Origin of the sequence: Mucilaginibacter sp. OK268, from assembly GCF_900103125.1 — a bacterium.
GTDB lineage: Bacteria > Bacteroidota > Bacteroidia > Sphingobacteriales > Sphingobacteriaceae > Mucilaginibacter.
In genome coordinates this window covers 228,869-249,953 of record NZ_FNJV01000007.1, presented here as the reverse complement: position 1 = coordinate 249,953, position 21,085 = coordinate 228,869, and the positions used below count along the sequence as shown (strand labels likewise).

General features: G+C 42.5%; 12 protein-coding genes. 6 read left to right on the top strand and 6 right to left on the bottom strand.

Annotated elements, in window-relative coordinates; all coding sequences use genetic code 11:
- Window positions 1-15: 15 nt before the first annotated feature.
- Window positions 16-582, bottom strand: a complete 567-nt coding sequence (locus tag BLR84_RS21150) for an RNA polymerase sigma factor (RefSeq protein ID WP_090472119.1) — start codon at window positions 580-582, stop codon at window positions 16-18.
- A gap of 383 nt (window positions 583-965) precedes the next feature.
- On the opposite strand from BLR84_RS21150, the gene BLR84_RS21145 reads away from it, so the two are divergent.
- The 6 genes from BLR84_RS21145 to BLR84_RS21115 all read left to right on the top strand — a co-directional run bounded on the left by BLR84_RS21145 (window position 966) and on the right by BLR84_RS21115 (window position 12,430).
- Window positions 966-4,046 carry a SusC/RagA family TonB-linked outer membrane protein gene (locus tag BLR84_RS21145; protein WP_090472117.1) on the top strand — a complete coding sequence of 1,027 codons (3,081 nt, stop codon included), beginning with the start codon at window positions 966-968 and terminating at the stop codon, window positions 4,044-4,046.
- Window positions 4,047-4,148: 102 nt separating this feature from the next.
- A complete protein-coding gene (locus BLR84_RS21140; RefSeq protein WP_090472115.1) occupies window positions 4,149-5,771 on the top strand; it encodes a RagB/SusD family nutrient uptake outer membrane protein in 1,623 nt (540 codons plus the stop codon).
- Between the two features lie 404 nt (window positions 5,772-6,175).
- Window positions 6,176-7,186, top strand: coding sequence for a GntR family transcriptional regulator (locus tag BLR84_RS21135; RefSeq protein WP_090472357.1), 1,011 nt, complete (start codon window positions 6,176-6,178; stop codon window positions 7,184-7,186).
- A gap of 26 nt (window positions 7,187-7,212) precedes the next feature.
- On the top strand, window positions 7,213-8,811 hold the full coding sequence (locus tag BLR84_RS21130) for a solute:sodium symporter family transporter (protein ID WP_090472113.1): 1,599 nt from the start codon (window positions 7,213-7,215) through the stop codon (window positions 8,809-8,811).
- A 74-nt stretch (window positions 8,812-8,885) separates the two neighbouring features.
- Entirely contained in the window at window positions 8,886-10,349 is a 1,464-nt protein-coding gene (locus tag BLR84_RS21120; RefSeq protein ID WP_143013962.1) for a glucosidase family protein, read from the top strand.
- 32 nt (window positions 10,350-10,381) lie between these two features.
- Entirely contained in the window at window positions 10,382-12,430 is a 2,049-nt protein-coding gene (locus BLR84_RS21115) for a hypothetical protein (RefSeq protein ID WP_090472108.1), read from the top strand.
- 117 nt (window positions 12,431-12,547) lie between these two features.
- Here BLR84_RS21115 and BLR84_RS21110 read toward each other — a convergent pair whose 3' ends face one another.
- The 5 genes from BLR84_RS21110 to BLR84_RS21090 are packed head-to-tail and all read right to left on the bottom strand — an operon-like array spanning window position 12,548 to window position 21,044.
- Window positions 12,548-13,879 (bottom strand): TldD/PmbA family protein, encoded by a 1,332-nt coding sequence (locus tag BLR84_RS21110; protein ID WP_218128412.1) that lies wholly within the window; start codon window positions 13,877-13,879, stop codon window positions 12,548-12,550.
- A gap of 7 nt (window positions 13,880-13,886) precedes the next feature.
- Entirely contained in the window at window positions 13,887-15,524 is a 1,638-nt protein-coding gene (locus tag BLR84_RS21105; protein WP_090472104.1) for a TldD/PmbA family protein, read from the bottom strand.
- A gap of 57 nt (window positions 15,525-15,581) precedes the next feature.
- On the bottom strand, window positions 15,582-17,408 hold the full coding sequence (locus tag BLR84_RS21100; protein ID WP_090472103.1) for a hypothetical protein: 1,827 nt from the start codon (window positions 17,406-17,408) through the stop codon (window positions 15,582-15,584).
- Window positions 17,405-19,534, bottom strand: coding sequence for a DUF4175 family protein (locus tag BLR84_RS21095; protein WP_090472100.1), 2,130 nt, complete (start codon window positions 19,532-19,534; stop codon window positions 17,405-17,407). The genes BLR84_RS21100 and BLR84_RS21095 overlap by 4 nt, the downstream gene beginning before the upstream one ends.
- Entirely contained in the window at window positions 19,527-21,044 is a 1,518-nt protein-coding gene (locus BLR84_RS21090) for a BatA domain-containing protein (RefSeq protein WP_090472098.1), read from the bottom strand. The genes BLR84_RS21095 and BLR84_RS21090 overlap by 8 nt, the downstream gene beginning before the upstream one ends.
- Between the last annotated feature and the right edge of the window lie 41 nt (window positions 21,045-21,085).

Genomic DNA, 21,085 nt, shown 5'->3' with positions numbered 1-21,085 from the left:
TATTCTTTTTGATAATTATAACTTGATGAGTATAAAAACAAGAATGAGTGTTGGATCGATACCATTTTGTGTAAGATATCCTTTTATAGAGGCCAATGCCGAGAGCAAATGATTTTTGACCGTATGTTTTGATAAATTTAACTGAGACGCGATATCGTCATAACTTAAATCGTTGTTTTTGCTTAGTTCATAAACCAACCTGCGTTGCGGCGATAGTTTACTCACCGCCGTATGGATCAGTTTTTTATATTCGGATACCTGCAAGGCTGATTCTGTATCATTGCATCCGATCACCGCAACTTTCATTAAATAATTGGTAAGCCGCATATCGCTGGCCGCTTTTCTTAAATAGTTTAATGAATAATTACGGGCAATGGTATAGATATACCCGTCCAGGTTTTTTACACCATTTAACACTTCCCGGTTCTGCCAAATTTTAATGAATATTTCCTGGGTAAGTTCCTCTGCTGCATAATGTGATTTTGCTAAAGCGTAAACTTGGGCATAAACCTGGCGGTTGTATTCCTCAAATACCCGTCTGAACTCAAACTCTGTATATGTTTTCGGGATATCGCTTTTCATTAAATCAGCAACAAGGTTTCATAATGTTAATAGTGATAAATTTTTAACTAATATAATGAAGGTTTTATTCATTTTAACAAATCCTTACAAATTTCTAACTTTTGGATGATGTTATATTAACCTGATGTTTTACGAAATACTTAAAATATCACCCAATATTCATAGCATAATCCCTTCTTATCCTAAAACTCCCCTGCCAGAAAATATATAATCCGCAAGCTCCTCTCTTCATTTTAATACAAAAAACCTCAGTCAAATACCGCTCCAGTAGTTGGATTCATCGGGTAAAATTCCAAAGCGTAAAAAAAAATTTGTTTGTATCTAAAAAGTTACTACTTTTATTTTAGAATAGACCAGAACAGACCAATAAATTAAAATCAATTATGAAAAGAAGAGTACCTAAAAAATTGGGGCTTGTTATGCTTTGCTGTGTTTTGCTGCTGAGCTTTCAACAAAGTTTTTCCCAACAACTTAAAACCATTTCGGGTCACGTTAAAGATGAGCAAGGCTTGCCTATGCCCTCAGTTAGCGTTAGTCTTGTCGGCACCACGCAAGGCACCACTACCGATGTCAATGGATCTTACAAAATCAACGCGCCCGAAAATGCTACCCTGGTGTTCTCCTTTTTGGGTTATGAGAAGAAGACAGTAAAGGTTATCGGTAGCTGGGATGGAAATGTGACTATGACCGAAGACAAAAAAGCCAGGAATCTGAACGAAGTGGTGGTAGTAGCCTATGGAACTCAAAGAAAGGCAAACCTTACGGGCTCGGTATCGGCAATTGGAGCAAAGGAACTTCAGGACCGTCCCGTTACTAACCTTAACGATGCGTTACAGGGCACCATGGCCGGCGTTACCGTTACCACTACCGGCGGACAGCCAGGCTCAACCGGGAACATTAATATCCGTGGTATTGGTACACTGAACAACAGCACTCCCATGGTGGTGATTGATGGTATCATCGGCAATTTGTCAGATGTAAACCCCAATGATGTACAATCGGTTTCGGTATTGAAAGACGCGGCCTCGGCAGCGATATATGGATCCCGGGCTGCCAACGGAGTTATACTGATTACCACCAAACGGGGTAAAAGCGGTAGAATGCAGGTAAATTATAACGCTTACGCGGGCAAGCAAAAACCTACTAATCTCCCCGATTTTTTACCTTCATGGCAAGCCGCCACCTTATATAACCAGGCTTTGGCAAACGAAGGTCAGACCCCTTACTGGACAGAAAATGATATCACCTTGTTTAAAAATCAAACCGACCCGGATACACATCCCAATACCGACTGGCAGGGCTTTTTGTATAAAGGGAGCGGTTTTCAGCAAAACCACGCCGTTAATATCAGCGGCGGAGATGATAAAACTCAATACGCTTTTTCCCTGGGCTATTTTCAACAGGACGGTATCATACAAAAATCAAACTATAAAAGGTATTCAACCCGTATGAATATCAATTCGGCCATCACCAAAAACTTTAGCGTGAATGCCAATCTATCATTTTTATATGCCCCTACCCAGGCCCCAGATGGTTTAGGCGGCGGAGATATAGGTGGTATCATTGGCACAACGGCTGCCATGAGCAGCACCGTTGTAAATCAATACAAAAATGGTGTTTATAATTACCTTTCTTTTGGCAACCCGATCTCCTGGCTTAATTCACCAGGTTATAATAACAACCAAAATTCTCTTTTTACAGGCAATGCAGGGCTTGACTGGGAGCCGATCAAAGGGCTTCATTTTAAACCATCATTCTCCTACAGGTATAACGCAAACCCTGCCCAGGAATTTAAATCTGCGGATACCTATTATGATCCCAAGAACCCAACCGTAGCTTTAACAACTATCAGCCAAAGTTCAATAGCCAATGCTAACTCTACCAATAACTACTACAACCTGCAGGCATTATTAGAGTATGACAGGCATTTTGGTAAACATAGTATTGATATATTGGCCGGCAGCTCACAGGAGTTGACCACCTATCGGTACCTGTATGCTTACAGGCAAAATTTCCTCAACAGTTCCCTGTCAGAAATAAACGCGGCGCCGTCATTAGGGCAGCAAAATGGTGGCACTTCCAGTCAGTTAGCACTGCTGTCATATTTTGGTCGCGCCAGGTACGCTTATGACGACAAATATCTGTTTGAAGCTAACCTGCGCGATGATGGTTCGTCGCGGTTTACAAGCGGGCAACGATGGGGGCTTTTCCCATCCTTTTCTGCCGGCTGGAACATCTCGAAAGAAGCCTTCTTCGGCTCATTATCAAATGCCATTCCTATGCTTAAACTGCGGGCTTCCTGGGGCAAGTTAGGCAATCAAACACTGGGCAATCCTGGCGGTCTCAATATCGTGAGTCCATATCCGGGAATTTCGGTTATATCCAGCGGACAGAACTATTCATTTAACCAAACCCTTGCTCCTGGTATCGCATTAAATAACGGCGCCAATGCAGCCATTACCTGGGAAAAAACAACTACTAAAGATGTAGGTATAGATATGGAATTGCTGAATAGCAATTTGAGTTTTACGGCCGACTATTTTGTAAAAAACACCAGCGACATATTATTGCAACTGCCAGCCAGTAATGTTTACGGCTTTACAACACCTTTCCAAAATGCAGGTGCGGTACGTAACTCGGGCTGGGAATTAACCGCGGCGTACAGAAACAAGATCGGTAATGTATCTTATAATATTGCTGTTAATGCTTCATTCATTACCAATAAAATAACCGATCTGGCAGGTACCGGATCTATTTCCAGCGGACGTGTAGTGGGTTACCCTCTCCAGGCATTTTACGGATACCAGGCCGAGGGCATTTTCCAGACGCAGCAGCAGGTAAAGGATCATGCTAAACAAAGCGGCGGCGTAATTGCACCTGGCGACCTGATGTATAAAGATATCAGCGGTCCAAACGGCAAGCCCGATGGCGTTATCGACGGTAATGACAGGGTGTACCTGGGCTCGCCTTTCCCCAAAACCACATTTGGTTTTACGCTGGGGGCTGGCTGGAAAGGATTTAACGTGAGCGGCTTTTTCCAGGGAGCATTAGGCGTGAAGAACTACGTTCAGGGTTTTGAGCTGGGCTCATTACAGCAGGCTAATATCGGTAATCCGACCACAGCCTTGCTTGATGCCTGGACGCCGACCAATACCTCGGCCACTTTCCCACGTTTGTGGTCAACCTATACGCAAAACAACCCTCAAAGCTTTGTATCATCCTTTTGGGTACGCAATGCATCTTATTTAAGATTAAAGAATTTACTGGTGAGCTATACCCTACCCACTAACACGCTCGCCAAACTGGGTGTAAAAGGCGTCAAGATCTATTATAGCGGGCAAAATATCCTCACATTCACCAGTTTTTACAAATGGGTTGACCCTGAAACTAACGCAGGGAACAACGCTTACGGATCATACCCGCAGCTAAAAACAAATACCCTGGGTCTTGAGGTAACATTTTAATTATTTTTAAATTAATACATGAAACCATCCTGAGCTACTGCTCAAAACAAGTGAATAAGCTCGCGATAGCTTCATTACCGTTAAAAAACAAAAATTACTTCAATGAAAAATCTATTCATAACCTTAATTATTTTAGCCACGCTGACATCATCGGGCTGTAAAAAAGATTTCCTTGACAGGGCTCCTTTAGATTCTTATACCAATGCTGTACTCTGGAAATCATCCAATGACGTGCTTGCCGCGCTCAATGGTTGTTACTCCAAATGGGGAGGTGGTAATAACGGCTATTACGGAGTTTTTGCCGATAATAACTCCGATAATACATTTGACCAGTTTCCCTGGGAAAACTGGCTGGCCCTCTCGGCAGGTATTGCTACGCCAACCAATCCCGGATATACAAAATGGAATTATAGCTGTATACAAACCTGCAACTGGTTTTTAGATAATGTAGGTGCTACCAACATGGATGCCACGCTCAAAGCCAGAACAATAGCCGAAGCCCGTTTTTTGAGGGCCTATGAGTATTTTACGCTGAGCCAATTATACGGCTCTGTTCCGCTGGTAGAGCATAATCTGACGCCAGATGCGGCCAACAAAGTAACGCAGGCAACAAAAGCTAATGTAGTTGCATTTATATTAACCGAGCTCAACACCATAGCCCCAGACCTGCCCGTAAGCTATTCCGGTTCAGATATCGGGCGTATTACGCGTGGCGCTGCCATCGCTTTAAAAGCAAGGATAGAGTTATTTAATCAGATGTATCCGGAGTGTATAGCCGACTGCCAGAAACTGATGACCGCGCCGTTTACTTACAGCATCTATCCAAGCTATGTCGATCTTTTCCGTCAGCCTTTTGCTGATAACCAGGAGGTAATACTGGATGTTCAGTTTAAAGCAAGTGATAATAATTTTGGATGGGCCAGAAACATGACCATCAATTCATTGGGTGGTTATAACTCCATCGCCCCTACCCAAAACCTGGTAAATGCCTATGAAACAAGCAATGGTAAAACTATTGATGATCCGGCATCGGGTTACAATCCAACACAACCTTATCAAAACAGGGATCCCCGGCTTAGCGCCACTGTATTTTATCCAGGTACACAATACAGCAGTAAACTGCCTTATGGTTTTTATTATGATCCTATTTCAAGCAGTCCAAAAACAATAGACCATTGGGGCGATAACAATTGCAGTCCATCGGCTTATGGCTTGCGTAAATACACACCGGTAATTGCCGATTTCCCGACTTTGGACCAGGTAGGTATGGATGTTATCCTGATCCGCTACGCCGAAATAAAACTAATGGATGCCGAAGCTAAAATTGAAAGCAATAAAATAGATGCCTCGGTATATGATGATATCAATTCAGTGCGGAAACGTCCAGGCGTGAACATGCCTGCTGTAGATCAGTCCAAGTACAATGATCAGTCAAGTCTCCGCACATTGTTAAGGAGGGAAAGAAGAGTGGAGCTGGCGGTTGAAGGTCTTCGCTGGTTTGATATACAACGCTGGCAAATTGGCCAACAGGTGATGACCGGCCAGGTAACAGGCAGTTTGCTTGGTACTGTTAACCAAACAACCGGCGCAGTTACCTTAACCCCGGGAACAACCATAAAAGTTGGAACGCCCCGTGTGTTTGATCCTGCAAAAAATTACCTGTGGCCAATCCCGCAGACCGAGATGGACCTGAATAAAAGCCTGAAGCAGAATCCTGGCTATTGATCAATACGATGTAAATTGCAACACGGGCAAATATTTCGTATATTTATATATCAGACAGCCCGGTTCTCTTTTAAGCAGAGAAGCGGGCTGTTTAGTTAAGACAAAACAGGAACAAAAATTGACCATTCTGCATATAATTATTTAATAGTCAATATATTAATACTTTTTAAAGCTTCAAAAACTGCTCAAAACCGCGTTAAAATTTGTTAAAAAGTGTTAAAATCGATGTTTTTCGGGCGTTTTTGATCAGTTTTTGCCCTGTTTTCATGCCGAAAAGTGTTAAAATTAAAGGTTTAAAAAGTTTTTGGGGTTACCAAACTTAAACCGAACCAACTAAATTAATGAGGAAAACGGGCAACCGGCTTGCTGCCTTTTTCTTACTTTGGCTAAAATCTACAGATGCAATGGATAGAATTTTTCAAGAAATAAAAAAACTAACAGATATACCGTCTTATTCAAAGCATGACCGGTTTGTACAGGGAATCATCAATGCCATCAATGAAAAAGCTATTGGGCAGGATGAAATGCTGCCATCGGTGAACAGAATAATCAAAGAGTTGGGCTTTTCGAGAGAAACGATCATCAAAGGTTATAAAGATTTGATTAGCCGCGGCATTGTAGAATCTAAGAACAGGCTGGGATATTATGTAGGTAATGGTAATACAGAACAAACTTTAACTGTAGCCCTGCTCATGTATAACCTGGATACTTTTGAAGAGCAATTCTATCGCAATTTCCGTCATGAACTGGGGCAGAACATCCGCTTAAACCCTTATTTTCATCACGGTGATATCGAGATATTTGAAACCATCCTTTCGCAGATCAGGGGGAAATATGGCATGTATGTGATTGCGCCTATCCCCCATTCAAAAACTAAGGAACTACTGGATACTATTCCACGTAATAAATTCCTGATGTTTGACCGTTACGAACCACTGGAGGGCGATTTTAACCATATAACCCAGGAATTTGGCCAGTCATCCTATCAAATCTTTTCGCAGTTAGCGCCTAAAATAAGCCAGTTTGATGAAATGATATTTTATCATTCGCCCAATTCATTGGACCCTAAAGAGATGGTTAAGTCATTCAAAAAATTCCTGAAGGATTTTAATATCAAAGGTCGCATCGTAAATGAATACACTCCCGGTTCAATTGAAAAGGGGAAGGTGTATTTTACGCTGGATAACTTTGCACTTTGGCAGATCATGCGCGATTGTAATAGTCAAAAACTGATACCGGGGAAACACCTTGGCATCTTGTCGCACAATGACGAACCGGCCAAAGAGATCATTGGCATCACTACTTTTTCTGCCGATTTTTCGAACATGGGTAAACTGGCAGGACAAGCTATTTTGAATAAAGAAAAGATCAGTTTAACTGTACCGATGCTCTTATTTGAACGGAACACACTTTAATTCGCTTAATTTAAAATCATGGAAAAGTGAATTGGCTCATATTAAGCAGCTTTCTTTTTTTTACCGGCATAGTGGGGCTGGTTTCCTGGTATAAATCAAGAAAAACTAAGCTCAATACCCTGAACGGTTTATTCCTGGCCGATCGTAGTCTGAGTTTTTTACTAGTAGGCGGAGGCTTGCTATTTACCAATATTAACACAGCCACCATTATAGGTGAAAACGAACTCACCTATACGCATAACATGTCTGTGATGGCCTGGGGCATGACCTCCATACTGGCTATGTTATTGGTTTCTGAATTTTTAATGCCCATGTATCTTAAACTGGGTATAGCTACTACACCTGATTACCTTACCGCGCGATACGGCCAGGGGATAGGAAAACTGGTTTCTTTCATTTTCCTCATCAGCTATATTATCAACCTGTTACCCTCCGTATTGTATAGTGGTGCTGTAGCCTTTAACGGGTTGTTTCACTTCTCAGAGATTTGGAAAACAGACTACTGGACCACTATCTGGATACTTATCTGGATCATGGGCACTGTTGGTTGCCTTTATTCCTTACTGGGCGGCTTAAAAGCTATTTCTATTTCTGATACCTTGCTTGGTCTGGGTATTTTTGCAGGCGGACTCCTGCTCCCTTTTTTTGGACTTAGGTATCTTGGCCAGGGCAATCTCATGGAGGGTTTGCATACCCTGTTGAATGTACATCGGGATCACCTGAACAGTATAGGTTCTGCTTCAGACCCTATACCTTTTAGCACCCTGTTTACCGGCATGTTACTGGTGAACTTGTATTACTGGGGTACCGAGCAATATATAGTTCAGCAGGTGCTGGCTTCAAAAGATCTTAAAAGCTGTCAAAAAGGTATTGCTGTAGCCTGTTTAGGTAAACTGATATCGCCACTACTTTTAAATGTACCTGGCTTAATTGCCGTGCATATTTTCACTCATTTGCATAATCCGGCCGAGGTATTTCCTAAGCTGGATAGTTTGGTATCACCGCCTTTTATAGCCGGATATATAGCAGCTATCATTTTTGGTGCGGCCCTTACTACTTTCAATGCAGGTTTAAACAGCTCGAGTACATTATTTGTACTGAACATTTATAAACCCTGGATGGAAAAACGCTCCAGGCCAACTGCCGAGAAAGATATGATCAAAACGGCTAAAAGATTTGAGATCATCATTTGCTTAACGGCTATGTTCATCGCGCCATTTATTATTTTTGTTAAGAACGGTTTTTACACCTATGTACAAATTGTCAACGGATTTTTCAACGTACCTATTTTTACCATCATGTTCATGGGTTTTGTAACTAAACGGGTACCGGGCTTAGCTGCCAAAATAGGTTTGTTGTTTTTTATAGTCGCTTATGGGCTTACGCAATTAGTGTTCGATCTTCACATTCACTTCCTGCACATTTTAGCCATATTATTTGTGGTAACCTGCGGGCTCATGTTAGTTATTGGCAAACTTTATCCCATGCCTGTACCCTACCAGCAAAAGCTTAATAATTTGGTAGATATGAACCCATGGAAGAACCGGCATATCTACAGTGGTATACTGTTATTGCTCATGATACTGATGTTTATTTTGTTTTCTCCGCTTGTACTTGCAAAATAAGTTTGGACAATAAATAAAAATAACTATTTTTATAAAATAGACCAGAATAGACCAGATTATAGTTTGATTTTATCATGAGTACAATCCTTTCCTTAACCTGCAGAATATTTATTCCTGCAGCAGTACTAGGCATCGTTTCCTTTTCTGCCGCAATAGCCCAGGATAATGGTGTCAAATTTTCCTCGTCTGATAAAAAAATGGAACAGGCTTTTGTGTGGGCCAAAAGCATGGCTTTGCACTACAAAGGCCATCCTAATGATCCCGTAGGCCCCTGGTATGAATCGGCACTCCCTCCCCGCGATGCATTTTGTATGCGCGATGTGTCACATCAAAGTATCGGCGCCGAGATATTAGGTTTAAAACAGGAAAATCGTAACATGCTGACATTGTTCGCTAGCAATATATCAGCATCAAAAAACTGGTGTTCGTACTGGGAAATCAATAAATCTGGAAAACCAGCCACTGACGACTATAGAAATGACCATGAATTTTGGTATAACCTGCCTGCTAATTTCGATGTACTGTATGCCAGCTGGCGGCTTTATTTATGGACAGGCGACAAATATTATATCAACAACCCCGCATTTGTACACTTTCAGGAAAAAACAGTAAAGGATTATATAGACACCTGGGTGTTATCGGCCGATTCGATGTTAACCAGGCCTGCCCATCCCAATGCACCTGTTCCCTTTAATGAAAGCGACGCTTTCCACCGCTGCCGTGGCTTACCATCATACTCTGAGGGCGTTGCCAATTTAAAAACCGGTGTCGATCTGATAGCTGCATTATACAGAGGTTTGCTAACCTATTCTGCTATATTAACAGAAAAAGACCAACAAAAAGAAGCTGCCTTGTACAGTCGTAAAGCCGAAAAATACCGGCAACAACTGGAAGCCCAGTGGTGGGATAAAAAGGATAAATTATATCACACCTACTACAGTAATGACGGCCATTTTGGGAAGGAAGAGGGAGAAACATTTTTATTATGGTTTGACGCTTTGAAGGATAATACTCGTATAGCACAAACATTAACCCATATCAGCTCCAAGACCTGGAATGTGGAGAATACTTCATACCTACCGCTGATATTTTATAACAAGGGCCCCTGGGATAAAGCAAGAGATTATATCCTGTACCTCTCCGATGAAACTACTGCAAGGAGAGAATATCCGGAAGTTTCTTTTGGGGTGATAGAAGGCATAGTTCAGGGACTAATGGGTATTGCACCTGACATTCGAACGCATGGTATCAGTACCATTTATAAAACAACTGATGCCGGTAATGCGGTCATCAGTAACCTGCCGGTGCTGAATACTGTGGTAAATGTAACACACCTTAACACTCATCAATCTTCGTTAACCAATAGTGGAAAACAGCAATTAAAATGGAAGGCCAGGTTTTACGGCAATTATCACCATGCTTATGCCAATAATAAACCTTCAACGGTTAGGCAAGAAACAGATCCGCAGGGAAAGATAATATCTTTTGTAGAAACAGTTGTTAAGCCTGGTCAGCAGGTAAAAGTCAGCTTGAAATAATAAAACACCCATCACACCTTACAAAACAGTTAATGAAATCCTATTTGCATAAATTTTTGCCCGTCCTGTTAGCATTCTTTATACAGTTGCCCCTATCCTATGCTCAGCAATTATCTTTACCTCAACAAAATGACAGATGGCTTTTGCAACCGGATGGCAGCATCACCTGGAATATTAAAGATCGCCTGCCCCATGCCGATCATATAGAAATGTCTGGAGAGAAGGTATCGTTATGGGTGGCTTATAGTGTAGATGCGTCTAAAGTTTGCCATCTTACCCGTACGGTAGTTTTTCCTACCTTTCGTATGCTTCCTGATGATACACGAAGTCATATCAGTTATACATTTAACGATGATGCCTTACCAAGAATGTATGTAGATGGCAGACTATTGCGGCCGGATGTTTCGGAAGGGAATGTTAGTGTATTGACAAAAAGTATTACTCAACATGGCATTATGCGTATTGAGGAACAGTTTGTTGATCCTCAGCCCGTTAAAATAGAACGCGCACTTTTTCCATCTGTAGATAAACCCCTTGCCATTGAGCAATATAAATTCACCAATATCAGCAATAAACCGGTAACCATCTCCGTGGAGCATTTGAAACGGGAGGTAACTACCGATACCATCAGGAGCAAAGTAGCGCCCCATACGGTTATCATGCAGTCTGTAAATGACGGCAGCAGGGTATTGCAACCAGGACAGGTATATACATTTTCTGTTTGTTACCGGGCAACCGACCACCCTGCATCCCTCCTAGCTGTTGATCCCGAATTTGAAGAAAAAGCTCGTCAAAACCGGATAGCTGAAATTTCGGCACCGTTACAGCTACAAACCCCGGATAGCGTTTTGAATGCCATGTTCGCTTTTGCCAAGATCAGGGCTACAGAAAGTATTTTTAAAACCAAAGGGGGATATATGCACGGCCCTGGTGGTTTATCCTATTATGCAGCTATTTGGGCCAATGACCAGGCAGAATATATCAACCCTTACTTTGCCATTTCGGGTGATAGGATTGGAAATCTTTCGGCGATGAATGCTTACCGGCTGTTTGCCAGGTATATGAACCCGAATTATAACGCCCTGCCAAGCTCCATTGTAGCCGAAGGTGATACCGTTTGGAAAGGAGCCGGCGATCGCGGGGATCAGGCTATGATAGCCTACGGCGCATCAAGGTATGCACTTACCTATGGAAGTGCCGACTCCGCAAAGGCCCTGTGGCCACTCATTTCGTGGTGCCTGGAGTATAGCCACAGACACATCAATACGCAAGGTGTGGTGGAGTCGAAAAGTGATGAACTGGAAGGCCGGTTCCCATCGGGCAAAGCCAACCTGTCTACCAATTGTTTGTATTATGATGCGTTGGTATCAGCGGCTTTACTTGGCCGGCAATTACAATTGCCTAAACAACAAACAGACCTGTATACCCGGCAAGCAGCTGAACTTAAGGATAATATTGAAAAATACTTTGGAGCGGACTTAGCCGGATTTCATACCTATAAATATTACGAAACCAATGATGTTTTGCGTGCCTGGATCTGCATGCCGCTGACTATGGGTATATACGACCGCAGCAAAGGCACTATAGAGGCGTTGTTTTCACCAAAATTATGGACTGCCGACGGTTTAGCTACCCAAGCCGGTCAGGATACCTTTTGGGATCGTTCCACCCTTTATGCACTTCGGGGTGTGCTGCAGGCAGGAGCAACAGAACAAGCAATGACTTTTTTACGTTACTATTCGCACCGCAGGCTTTTGGGCGAACATGTTCCTTATCCTGTTGAAGCCTATCCAGAAGGGAACCAAAGACATCTTTCAGCAGAAAGCGGCTTGTATTGCCGGATATTTACAGAAGGCTTGTTTGGTATCAGGCCCACTGGGTTTAGAAGCTTCAATTGCACACCACGCTTGCCAAAAGGTTGGAATGAAATGGCCCTGAACAATATTCACGCGTTCGGAAAGGTATTTGATTTAAAGGTCAAAAGAGAACGAAATGGTAGCGTGCAAATAATTGTTAGGGATGGAAATAAAAGCAAAATTTATACAGTTAAGGAAGCAGGATCAGCCAAAATCAGCGTATAAGCCTTCCATTGGCAATTAGCACAATCGCTAAAAGTGTATTTTCAAATGCTCCTTTTGCCTATAGCAAAAGGAGCATAATATTGTTCTGGCTTGAGCCTAAATTATGCGCGTCTTCATTTAGACAGCATCTGACAGAGAGCTAAAAGTAAATTCCCTGATCTTCATCGGCGGGATAAGATAACTCCGGTAGCTTTCTACACTAATGCTTCGTTCCTGTTTACCCAGTGCTTCAAGGTTGTTGAGCATAATTACAGGACTTTCGTTAAATCTGAAATTTTTGATCGGGAATTTTATCTTACCGTTCTCAATATAAAATGTACCGTCGCGGGTTAGGCCGGTGAGTAATAATGATTGCGGGTCAACCATACGGATATACCACAGGCGCGAAACCAATATACCTTTCTCGGTGCTTTTTATCAGATCTTCTAAACTGGCATCACCCCCTTCCATAATGATATTCCCGGGACCAGGTAGTGGTTTAACGCCTTTTTTATCTGCCCAGTAGCGGGAGTAACTTAGGTTTTTTACTACGCCTTTATCAATCCACATTGTTTTTTCACGTGGAAGCCCGTCGCCACTCCAGGTTGAAGATGGCAGATCGGCATTAAAAGGATCTGAGTATATGTTGACTTTGGGGTCAACCAATTGTTCACCCAGGCGCGTGCCGCCGCCTTTTTTGCTCAAAAAGCTCCGTCCTTCCTCGGCACTACGGGCATCAAAACGGAACATATTTTCCATTAGATAGGTAGCCGCAACCGGTTCCAATATCACGGTATACTTTCCAGGTTCTAAAGCTTTAGCTCCAGATGAGCTCAGGCATTTACCGGCAGCTACTTTAGTCGACGCCAGGGTATCCAGTTTGCTTACATCAGTAAAGCCTTTGGCCGCATAGCCTGAGGCTGTACCAGCTTCATTACGTGTAGTTACCGAAAAGGTGACATCATTACCCTTGTTGTAAGCGAATAACCCTTTGGAGTTCATAATGGCGCTAAAACTAGTTGAGTTTTCAAGGAAACCCGCCGCTGTGAGCTTGGCTTCTTTGGTAACCGATAAACTTTTGGCTACCATATCTGCGCGACTTTCAGGAGTCATGGCAGCTGTGTTAGCATTATAAGTTATAGACTCGGGAAAATCATGAGGTCCTAACATAGGCATATACTCCGGGTTGGCCGGGGCTAATTGCGCCAATTCTTCAGAGCGGCGAACCACCCTTTCCAATGCCGCATCATCAAACTCATCAATGGTTGCCGTTCCCGCTTTTTTTCCAAAAACCGATGTAACACCCAAACTTACCGTGCTGATATCCCCTGCTGTAGAAACAGCGTTTAATGCATATCTGATGTTGCCGCCTTCGCTGCCATTTAAACTCACTTCACATTCTTCGGCTTTTGAATAGGCAAGCACTTTCTTTAATAAAGTCTGTGCTTCTTCTTTAGTTAATATTGGCATAATTCAGTTATCCGATCTTTCTTTTAGTATTGATTACATTAACTCCTTTAAACAATGCTGTTGACGCGCCATGTGATACCGCGCTTGACTGTGCTGGTTGTCCTTTACCATCATTAAAGGCTCCGCCTAAACGATAGTCGCGCTCATCGCAAACCTGGGTGCAGGAATTCCAGAACTCCTGGGTATTGGCCTGATAGGCTACGTCATTCAGCATACCTGTAATCTTTCCTTCTTTGATCTCGTAAAACAACTGACCGCCAAACTGGAAATTATAACGTTGCTGATCGATAGAGAATGAGCCATCGCCGATAATATAAACGCCCTTCTCTACATTTTTGATCATCTCATCAACACTCAGCGGCGTTTTTCCAGGCTGAAGGGAAACATTCGGCATCCGCTGAAATTGTACATCCTGCCAGCTTTGAGAATAGCAGCAACCTTGCGATTCGTTTAGCCCAATGATATGTGCCTGATCACGGATGGCCTGATAGTTTACCAATACGCCATCCTTAATGATGTCCCATTTTTTGCATTGTACGCCTTCATCGTCATATCCTACCGCGCCCAGAGAACCAACCTGGGTTTTATCGCCTACAATGTTCACGGCTTTACTGCCAAAATTGAATTTACCAGATTTCCATTTATCCAGCGTTAAAAAGCTGGTACCAGCAAAGTTAGCTTCGTAACCCAAAACACGATCGAGCTCTGTTGGGTGACCAACAGATTCATGGATGGTAAGCCATAAATGCGATGGGTCAAGTACCAGATCGTATTTACCCGGTTCAACAGATTTGGCCTTTAATTTATCACCTGCCTGCTGGGTAGCATACTTAATATCTTCCAGCATATCATAACGTTTCTTATAACGGGGGGTAACTCCCAACACCTTTTCGCTGGCCAAGGGGTCAAGGTATTCGTAACCCATACCTACCGGCGAGCTTAAGGAGCGACGGGTTTCAAAAGCACCGGCTGAAGGATCAATTTTAGTAACCGTAAAGCTTGGGTAAAGACGATGTACATCCTGATCAATATATGAGCCATCTGTTGATGCAAAATACTTTTGCTCATTAACGGCAAACATAATGGAGTTAACAAAGTTGGCTCCGCCTGCCATGGCTATGCCATTGGCATTTAGCAAAAGATCTACCTTTTCTTTGATAGGAACTTCAAAAGCATTTTTGGTTAAAGGTGTTTTCCAGCTTACTTCGCCATAGCCTTTTTGAGGGGCCAATTGTACAGGCGCCCCGCCAATTTTAGCATTAGCTTTAGCTACTGCTACCGCTTTAAGCGTGGTTTTCGCCATCCCCTCTTTGGTTACATCATTGGTAGCGGCAAAACCCCAGCAACCGTTGGCTATAACCCGGATACCGATCCCGTATGATTCGGTATTGGCCACATTCAATACCTTGTTTTCGCGGGTAACCACAAACTGGTTCAGGTAACGACCTATCCGCACATCGGCATAGGTTGCCCCGTTTGATTTGGCAGTGTTTAAAGCCACATCAGCCAGTTCTTTTTTGATATTTGCATCGACACCTTCCAGCGCCTGTAGCGGATCGATCGTTTTACCAAACGCAGACAGATCGGGTAGCATTAAGGCCCCTGCTCCCATTCCTGTTAAAAAAATAAAGTCTCGTCTTCTCAATGTATATTCCTCCTTAGCACTCCTGGTGTTCCTGCATGGATACCGGAGAACTCACTTTTAAAGTTTCTGATTATTTAAAACCCTCTTTTTAGAAGAGAGCTTGATTCCTGATGCTTTGGCTTCGAACCACAAGAATGTGCACGCTAACAACAGCAAAATATAAGCATATATTTTCGATACCGAAATTGTTGCTTTTTTCTGTATCTGCTTTGTTACATTATTCGTGTTTCGACTATTTATGCCGTAGTTTTTAGTATCCGACTGTTTTTTTAATATGCGCAGACTTTTCCATTCATCCTCCCGATAAACATACCACCAGTTTAAAACCCCATTATTTATTTTAACGGATTGCCAGCCTGGCTTTTGCGGCCAGTATTGATACTGATACTCAAACGGAAGCAGTTGGCTTTGTTGCGGTGCAAGCATAATTGACCCGACCATGGAAGTTGCCACACCTGAGCTTTGCAATTGCAAACTCACGGGGTTTAATACCGTCGGTACCGGTGTTGATACACTCCAGCTTTCGTTTACCAAAGTTTTACGAGAGGCCCGATGAATTAGCAATGCCCATAATGCGGTATAGTCATTTTCATTGCCGGCCAGCATCCAGTTAAAAGTATTACTCAGGGAAGTATACATCAGTTTGCCGTTACCGGCCAAAGTACTGCTTACCAATATATGCCCATGTTCGTCTTGTATCAATGGTTGGGTTCCTTGTTGAAACCGGATATAAAATGAACCCGGATTTAATTTGTCCAGGTGTTGGTCTCGTCCACGGATGATGAGGACAGATGCAAGCGTATCCCGCCCTTGTAGCACGGCTAAAGGAAAATTATGTTGCAGCCAGGAATTGCCCGAAGAGCTATCTGCGCGTACAATAATTCCCAGTCCCTTTTGACTTACTTCTGTTTTTAAAACAGCAGCTTCCTGGGTACTAAGCGACTTTAAAACCGACAGATCTCCTACAAGCACATCAAACTTACCAATAGTTTGAGCCGACAGATGTTCCAGCGGAACTTGATCCAGGTTGATAAACTCGTTATTAAATTTATCCTTACTGATGGCCGATCTTGCAGCCACAGCGTATCCGTTTGCGGAGAGCCAGTTTTTGAGAAACCTGCTTTCAAAATCGGGAGATGCGGTCAACATTAATACTTTTAGTGGTATTGCCGCTTCAATTTGTATAGGCAGGCTTTCATTCCCAAGCGTATCACGACCGGTAATAGTTAGTAAATGATATACAGCCCGACCCGAAATTTTGGGCGTATTTTTTAACTGGAATGTTGCCGTACTTTTTGGTTTGATAACGACAGAATCTAATGCGGTGCCTAATCCATAAAGAAGTAATTTTATTGGATTAGTTGAGCTGTTTTTAAATGTACCCTGAACAAGGAGTTCTTCTCCTGCTTTTAACTGTTCGTTCCAACCGATGGCCGTAATACCCTGCTTCAATACCTCAGGGTGGAAAATCACTGGTAAATAATGGAGTTGCTGCAACTGATCTTCATCCAAGCCATCACCAAATACCCGCAACTGAGTAACTGATGAATCGGCAGTCAGTTCATCTATCGTATTTAACAGGATGGCTTGCTGATATCGCTTTTTGATACTGTTATCTAAGGTAAATAACCGGCTGTTATTGTACCGGCTTAAGCTATCAGGATTGAAACCGGTAGTTAATAAAATCACCTCGGGTTTGTTTTGCTGGGTTGTGTCGACCTGATAAGTTAATGGCAGAGCTATACCAGCCAGTGCTGCAACTGCCACGATAACCGCGACTATCCGTAAACCGAGGCGAGCCCGGTTTGTACGTGTAACCTCCTTCCATACGGCAATAGCGCAAACAATAAAGCAGATGATTAAAGCGGTGATATTCCAATTCATCTGTTTAGCTGATTAAGGTTTTTATAATACTCTTGTGATAAGCCCATATCAACCGGGTTTTGCATAGCTACAGGCATCCTTTTAGCCGGTGTCAGTGTTTTTTGAATGGCCTTTTCAACCCTGGTAATATCATCGGGTTTTATATTGCTCCGGTCTGATAATATTCTGCGCATCGCACTTAATGCCGCAAGATAAATCCGTGGCTCTGCCGATGCCTGTAAACTTAATTGCTGGTTCGTCAATGCCAGCACCTGTAAATCTTTACTACTTAGTCCCCCACCCGATTTTAGTTGCTCCAGTATTTCTACCGCTTTGCGGAGACTCACTAACTGATCCACTCCCGGTTTTATATTCTGTTTAATAATGGGTTGATTTACTTTGGTAAGATCGCCGCTCAGGCGTTTTTCTAACTTTAAGGGTGGCGGATTAAACGCTGTTTTCGCTACATATAATCTTGATTTTTGCTGCAGATCTTTGAGTAACCGCAAAGCTTTATAAGCAAAAGGCAGCGCGTTTTGTGGTTTATATAACCGCAATTGCAATTCAGCCTTCCACATCTCAGTCAATGTGGCTTTGAGTTGATTTTTCAGAAGCGGATCAAAAAAATCGGCATCCTCCGCATTATCGTGCTTATCGGTATATTTATCTTTGATCACATCTGCGTTACCGTAGTTGTTGATATCGCTAACCGCATCATTCTCATTTCCTCCCATATCATTCTCTGACTCCTCGCCTAAAAACTTACCGTAGCGCAGGCGCAATAATTTTTGATCAGTGCCCAGATCGTTACTCCGGCTTTTAAATTTTTCGGTGCTGATGCTATCCTTGTCTTTAAGCAGTTTTTCGGCATCGAGGATAATCTGCCGCTCACTCCTGAAAAATTCCGGCTTTTGATCTGTTCCGGTAAGTATCCCATCCATACTTAACAGTTGGGCGGTATCCTGTATAGACACGGTATACACATCTGTACGGCTTTGCTGCTGATGAGTATCAGTAGCTTGTATATAAAAATAAAGTTCATCGCCAGGCTCCATGTTTAAGGACGGCAGATTGATCAATTTTTGCAGATTGTATTGCGGGCTATGACCATTAAAAGATGTAGAAAAATCCAATTTGTATTCTTTGAATTTGACAGCCTCGCCACTTCCTTTAGCCACGGTGGCAACTATCAGCGCATTATTGATCCCATAATCATCGGTTACAGCCGCATCAATATTTATCTTTTGAGCCTCTCCCGCATCTATATAGGTATATGGCTTGGGTGTTTTGATACGGACAACCGGAGGCTGGTCTTTAATAACCTGCACCTGGTACAGATCGGAAAGTTTACCGTCGATGCTAACCTGGTAGAAACCCGGCTGGCTAATTTTTTTTCGAGCTCCCCATACAATTCTATCATGATTCAGGGCCGTCAGGCTAACTCTTTCCTTATAATTAAACAGCAATGCTAACTGCTTAACAGGGATATTGGTTGATATTTTCCAGGATACCACCGCTCCTTCTTCGGCATCAATGGTTAATTTATCCTGGGTACGTGTGGGCTTACCTGTATAAGCCGGGGGACTCATGCTTACTTCAACAGCAGCGATCTGGGGCAATAACTTTTCTATAGGAGTATTTTTAGTACCAGATTGATGTAAACCGGTGAAACCAATTTGGTGCAGATCATGCGGCACAACTTTTATCAATACAAAACATACCAAAGCAACCGATATTAAAATTAAAGCAGCCTGCTTAAGGGGCTTTAAAAATTGCTTCTGCTGAACGGGGATGGCAGCAAACTGTTCCCTGATCTTTGTTTGTTGCAGGCGTTCCAAAAGATTAAGTTCATCGTCAGATTTTAATAGTAGGTTGCCGCTCTCTTCCAATTCAGGGTAATGCCGATCAAGAAAGTTCAAAATGGAGTATTCATTTATTCTCCACGGTCGGGTATAAATGATATATAAAATAAAGGCTATAAGTAACACAACCCACAACCAGGTTACAGAACAGGAAAGTAAGAAAAATAGTAGTGTGCCCAAAGCAACAGTAAATGCAGCCGCAAAAAGAAAACCTGCTGATACCTGGTAACCAACATACCAACGGCGCATGCTCTTTACTTTATACATGACCTCCTGCTTAGTCATTATCCGGAGTTAATTTATGTCGGTGAGCAAGCATTCTTTCCATCAGGAACACCACAACCAAAGCCAGCCAGAAATAATGGGACAGGTCTGTTTTTGCGTTAAGCAGGTGGCCATTTACGGTCGCGTGTGTTTCGGCCAAGCTATAAGGCATAAGCTGTTCCTGATCGAGCGTCCTTCGCTCATGCCGGTTCTTAATTTCTTTTATGTTATTATTAAAAACAAGTTTGTATAATAATTGGGGGAAATCATCGCTCCAGACCAGATCATTCCAGGCTGGGTTAAAACGAGTATAAAATTTATAGGTATTAGCTTGCGATTCACGGCTCAAAATCGGGTGACCAAAGCCATCTGTCCATATTAATTGATCAGCAGTTACTTGTTCATTGATCAATTGATATAAGGCGATTTGCTGTGACGCCCCTGTTACATTAAACGCGCCAGTAGTTTTTATCCAGGAATTGGTATTTACCACATTGCCTGTCTTATACACCAAAAAGTGTCCGCTTTTTTTTAACGTTTGGATAGTTGGTTGTTGATCTGACAGCCAGAATACCCAGCTTTGGCCAGTCGGTATCTGATCCGCCCGACTATATTGTTTCACCATGGTTTTTCGCCCGCTGAAATTGGCGATTGTTTGCAAGGCTGCTTTTAGGTAGGCCGCGTCAGCCGCATATTTATCTGTAAAGATGGCAAAATGTACAGTTGTTGTATCAATGTTGATGAGAGTGGTGTCACCGCTTTTAAATCTGATAACGGGTTTGCCGTTATTAACATTTATGGCAAAAGCAGAGTGGGCCTCACTACCCGAATTAATAGTGAAATTGGTAAAGTAAGTACCCGATGGTTTACTGTTTCCCTGTAATACACGTACACTGTTGTCCTGGTCAAACCAGGCATCCTGTATCCATGTGCTTGTGGAATCATCTGGCGTATAGGTTTTCCATTTTAAATTCAAAGCGACATGGGGCCTATTACCCATAAAATGATTGACGCCATTAGGCGTTACCAGGTATACATGAATATCTGATGAGAGGTATTGATTGAGTTGGGTTACCAGATTCCAGTAATTAACCGTTTTCGGCCGGATTGTTTTTGGAGAATCAGCCAATATTTTAGAGAGATCAGCCTTTGCAAAACCTTTGTTAAAATAATGAAACTCATAACCAGCTCTCGTTAGCGAATCAACAAGAGGCTTAAATTTGTGATAGCTCCCGGCAATATTTTCATTAGGAATCAGTAACCAGCCTTTTGCTTTGGTCATATTAGCATGACGCTGCCAAACAGGTACTGCCAATACCAAGGCCAATAAAGTCACCAAAAGGCAACGTACAAAAAACAGCAGCTTGTCATTGATCTTCAGGCTTCGGCTACTTTTTTTGGCCGCGGCGTTGATCAATGAAATGCTGCCTACTTTTAAAGTCTTGCCCGGTTTTATATTCCACAGGTGTATAATTACCGGTATAGTTAACGCGGCAATAGCAAACAGCCATATCGAATTTAAAAACAGCATTTATTTCAATAATTTATTTAATCTCATCCTAGGGGCACAAA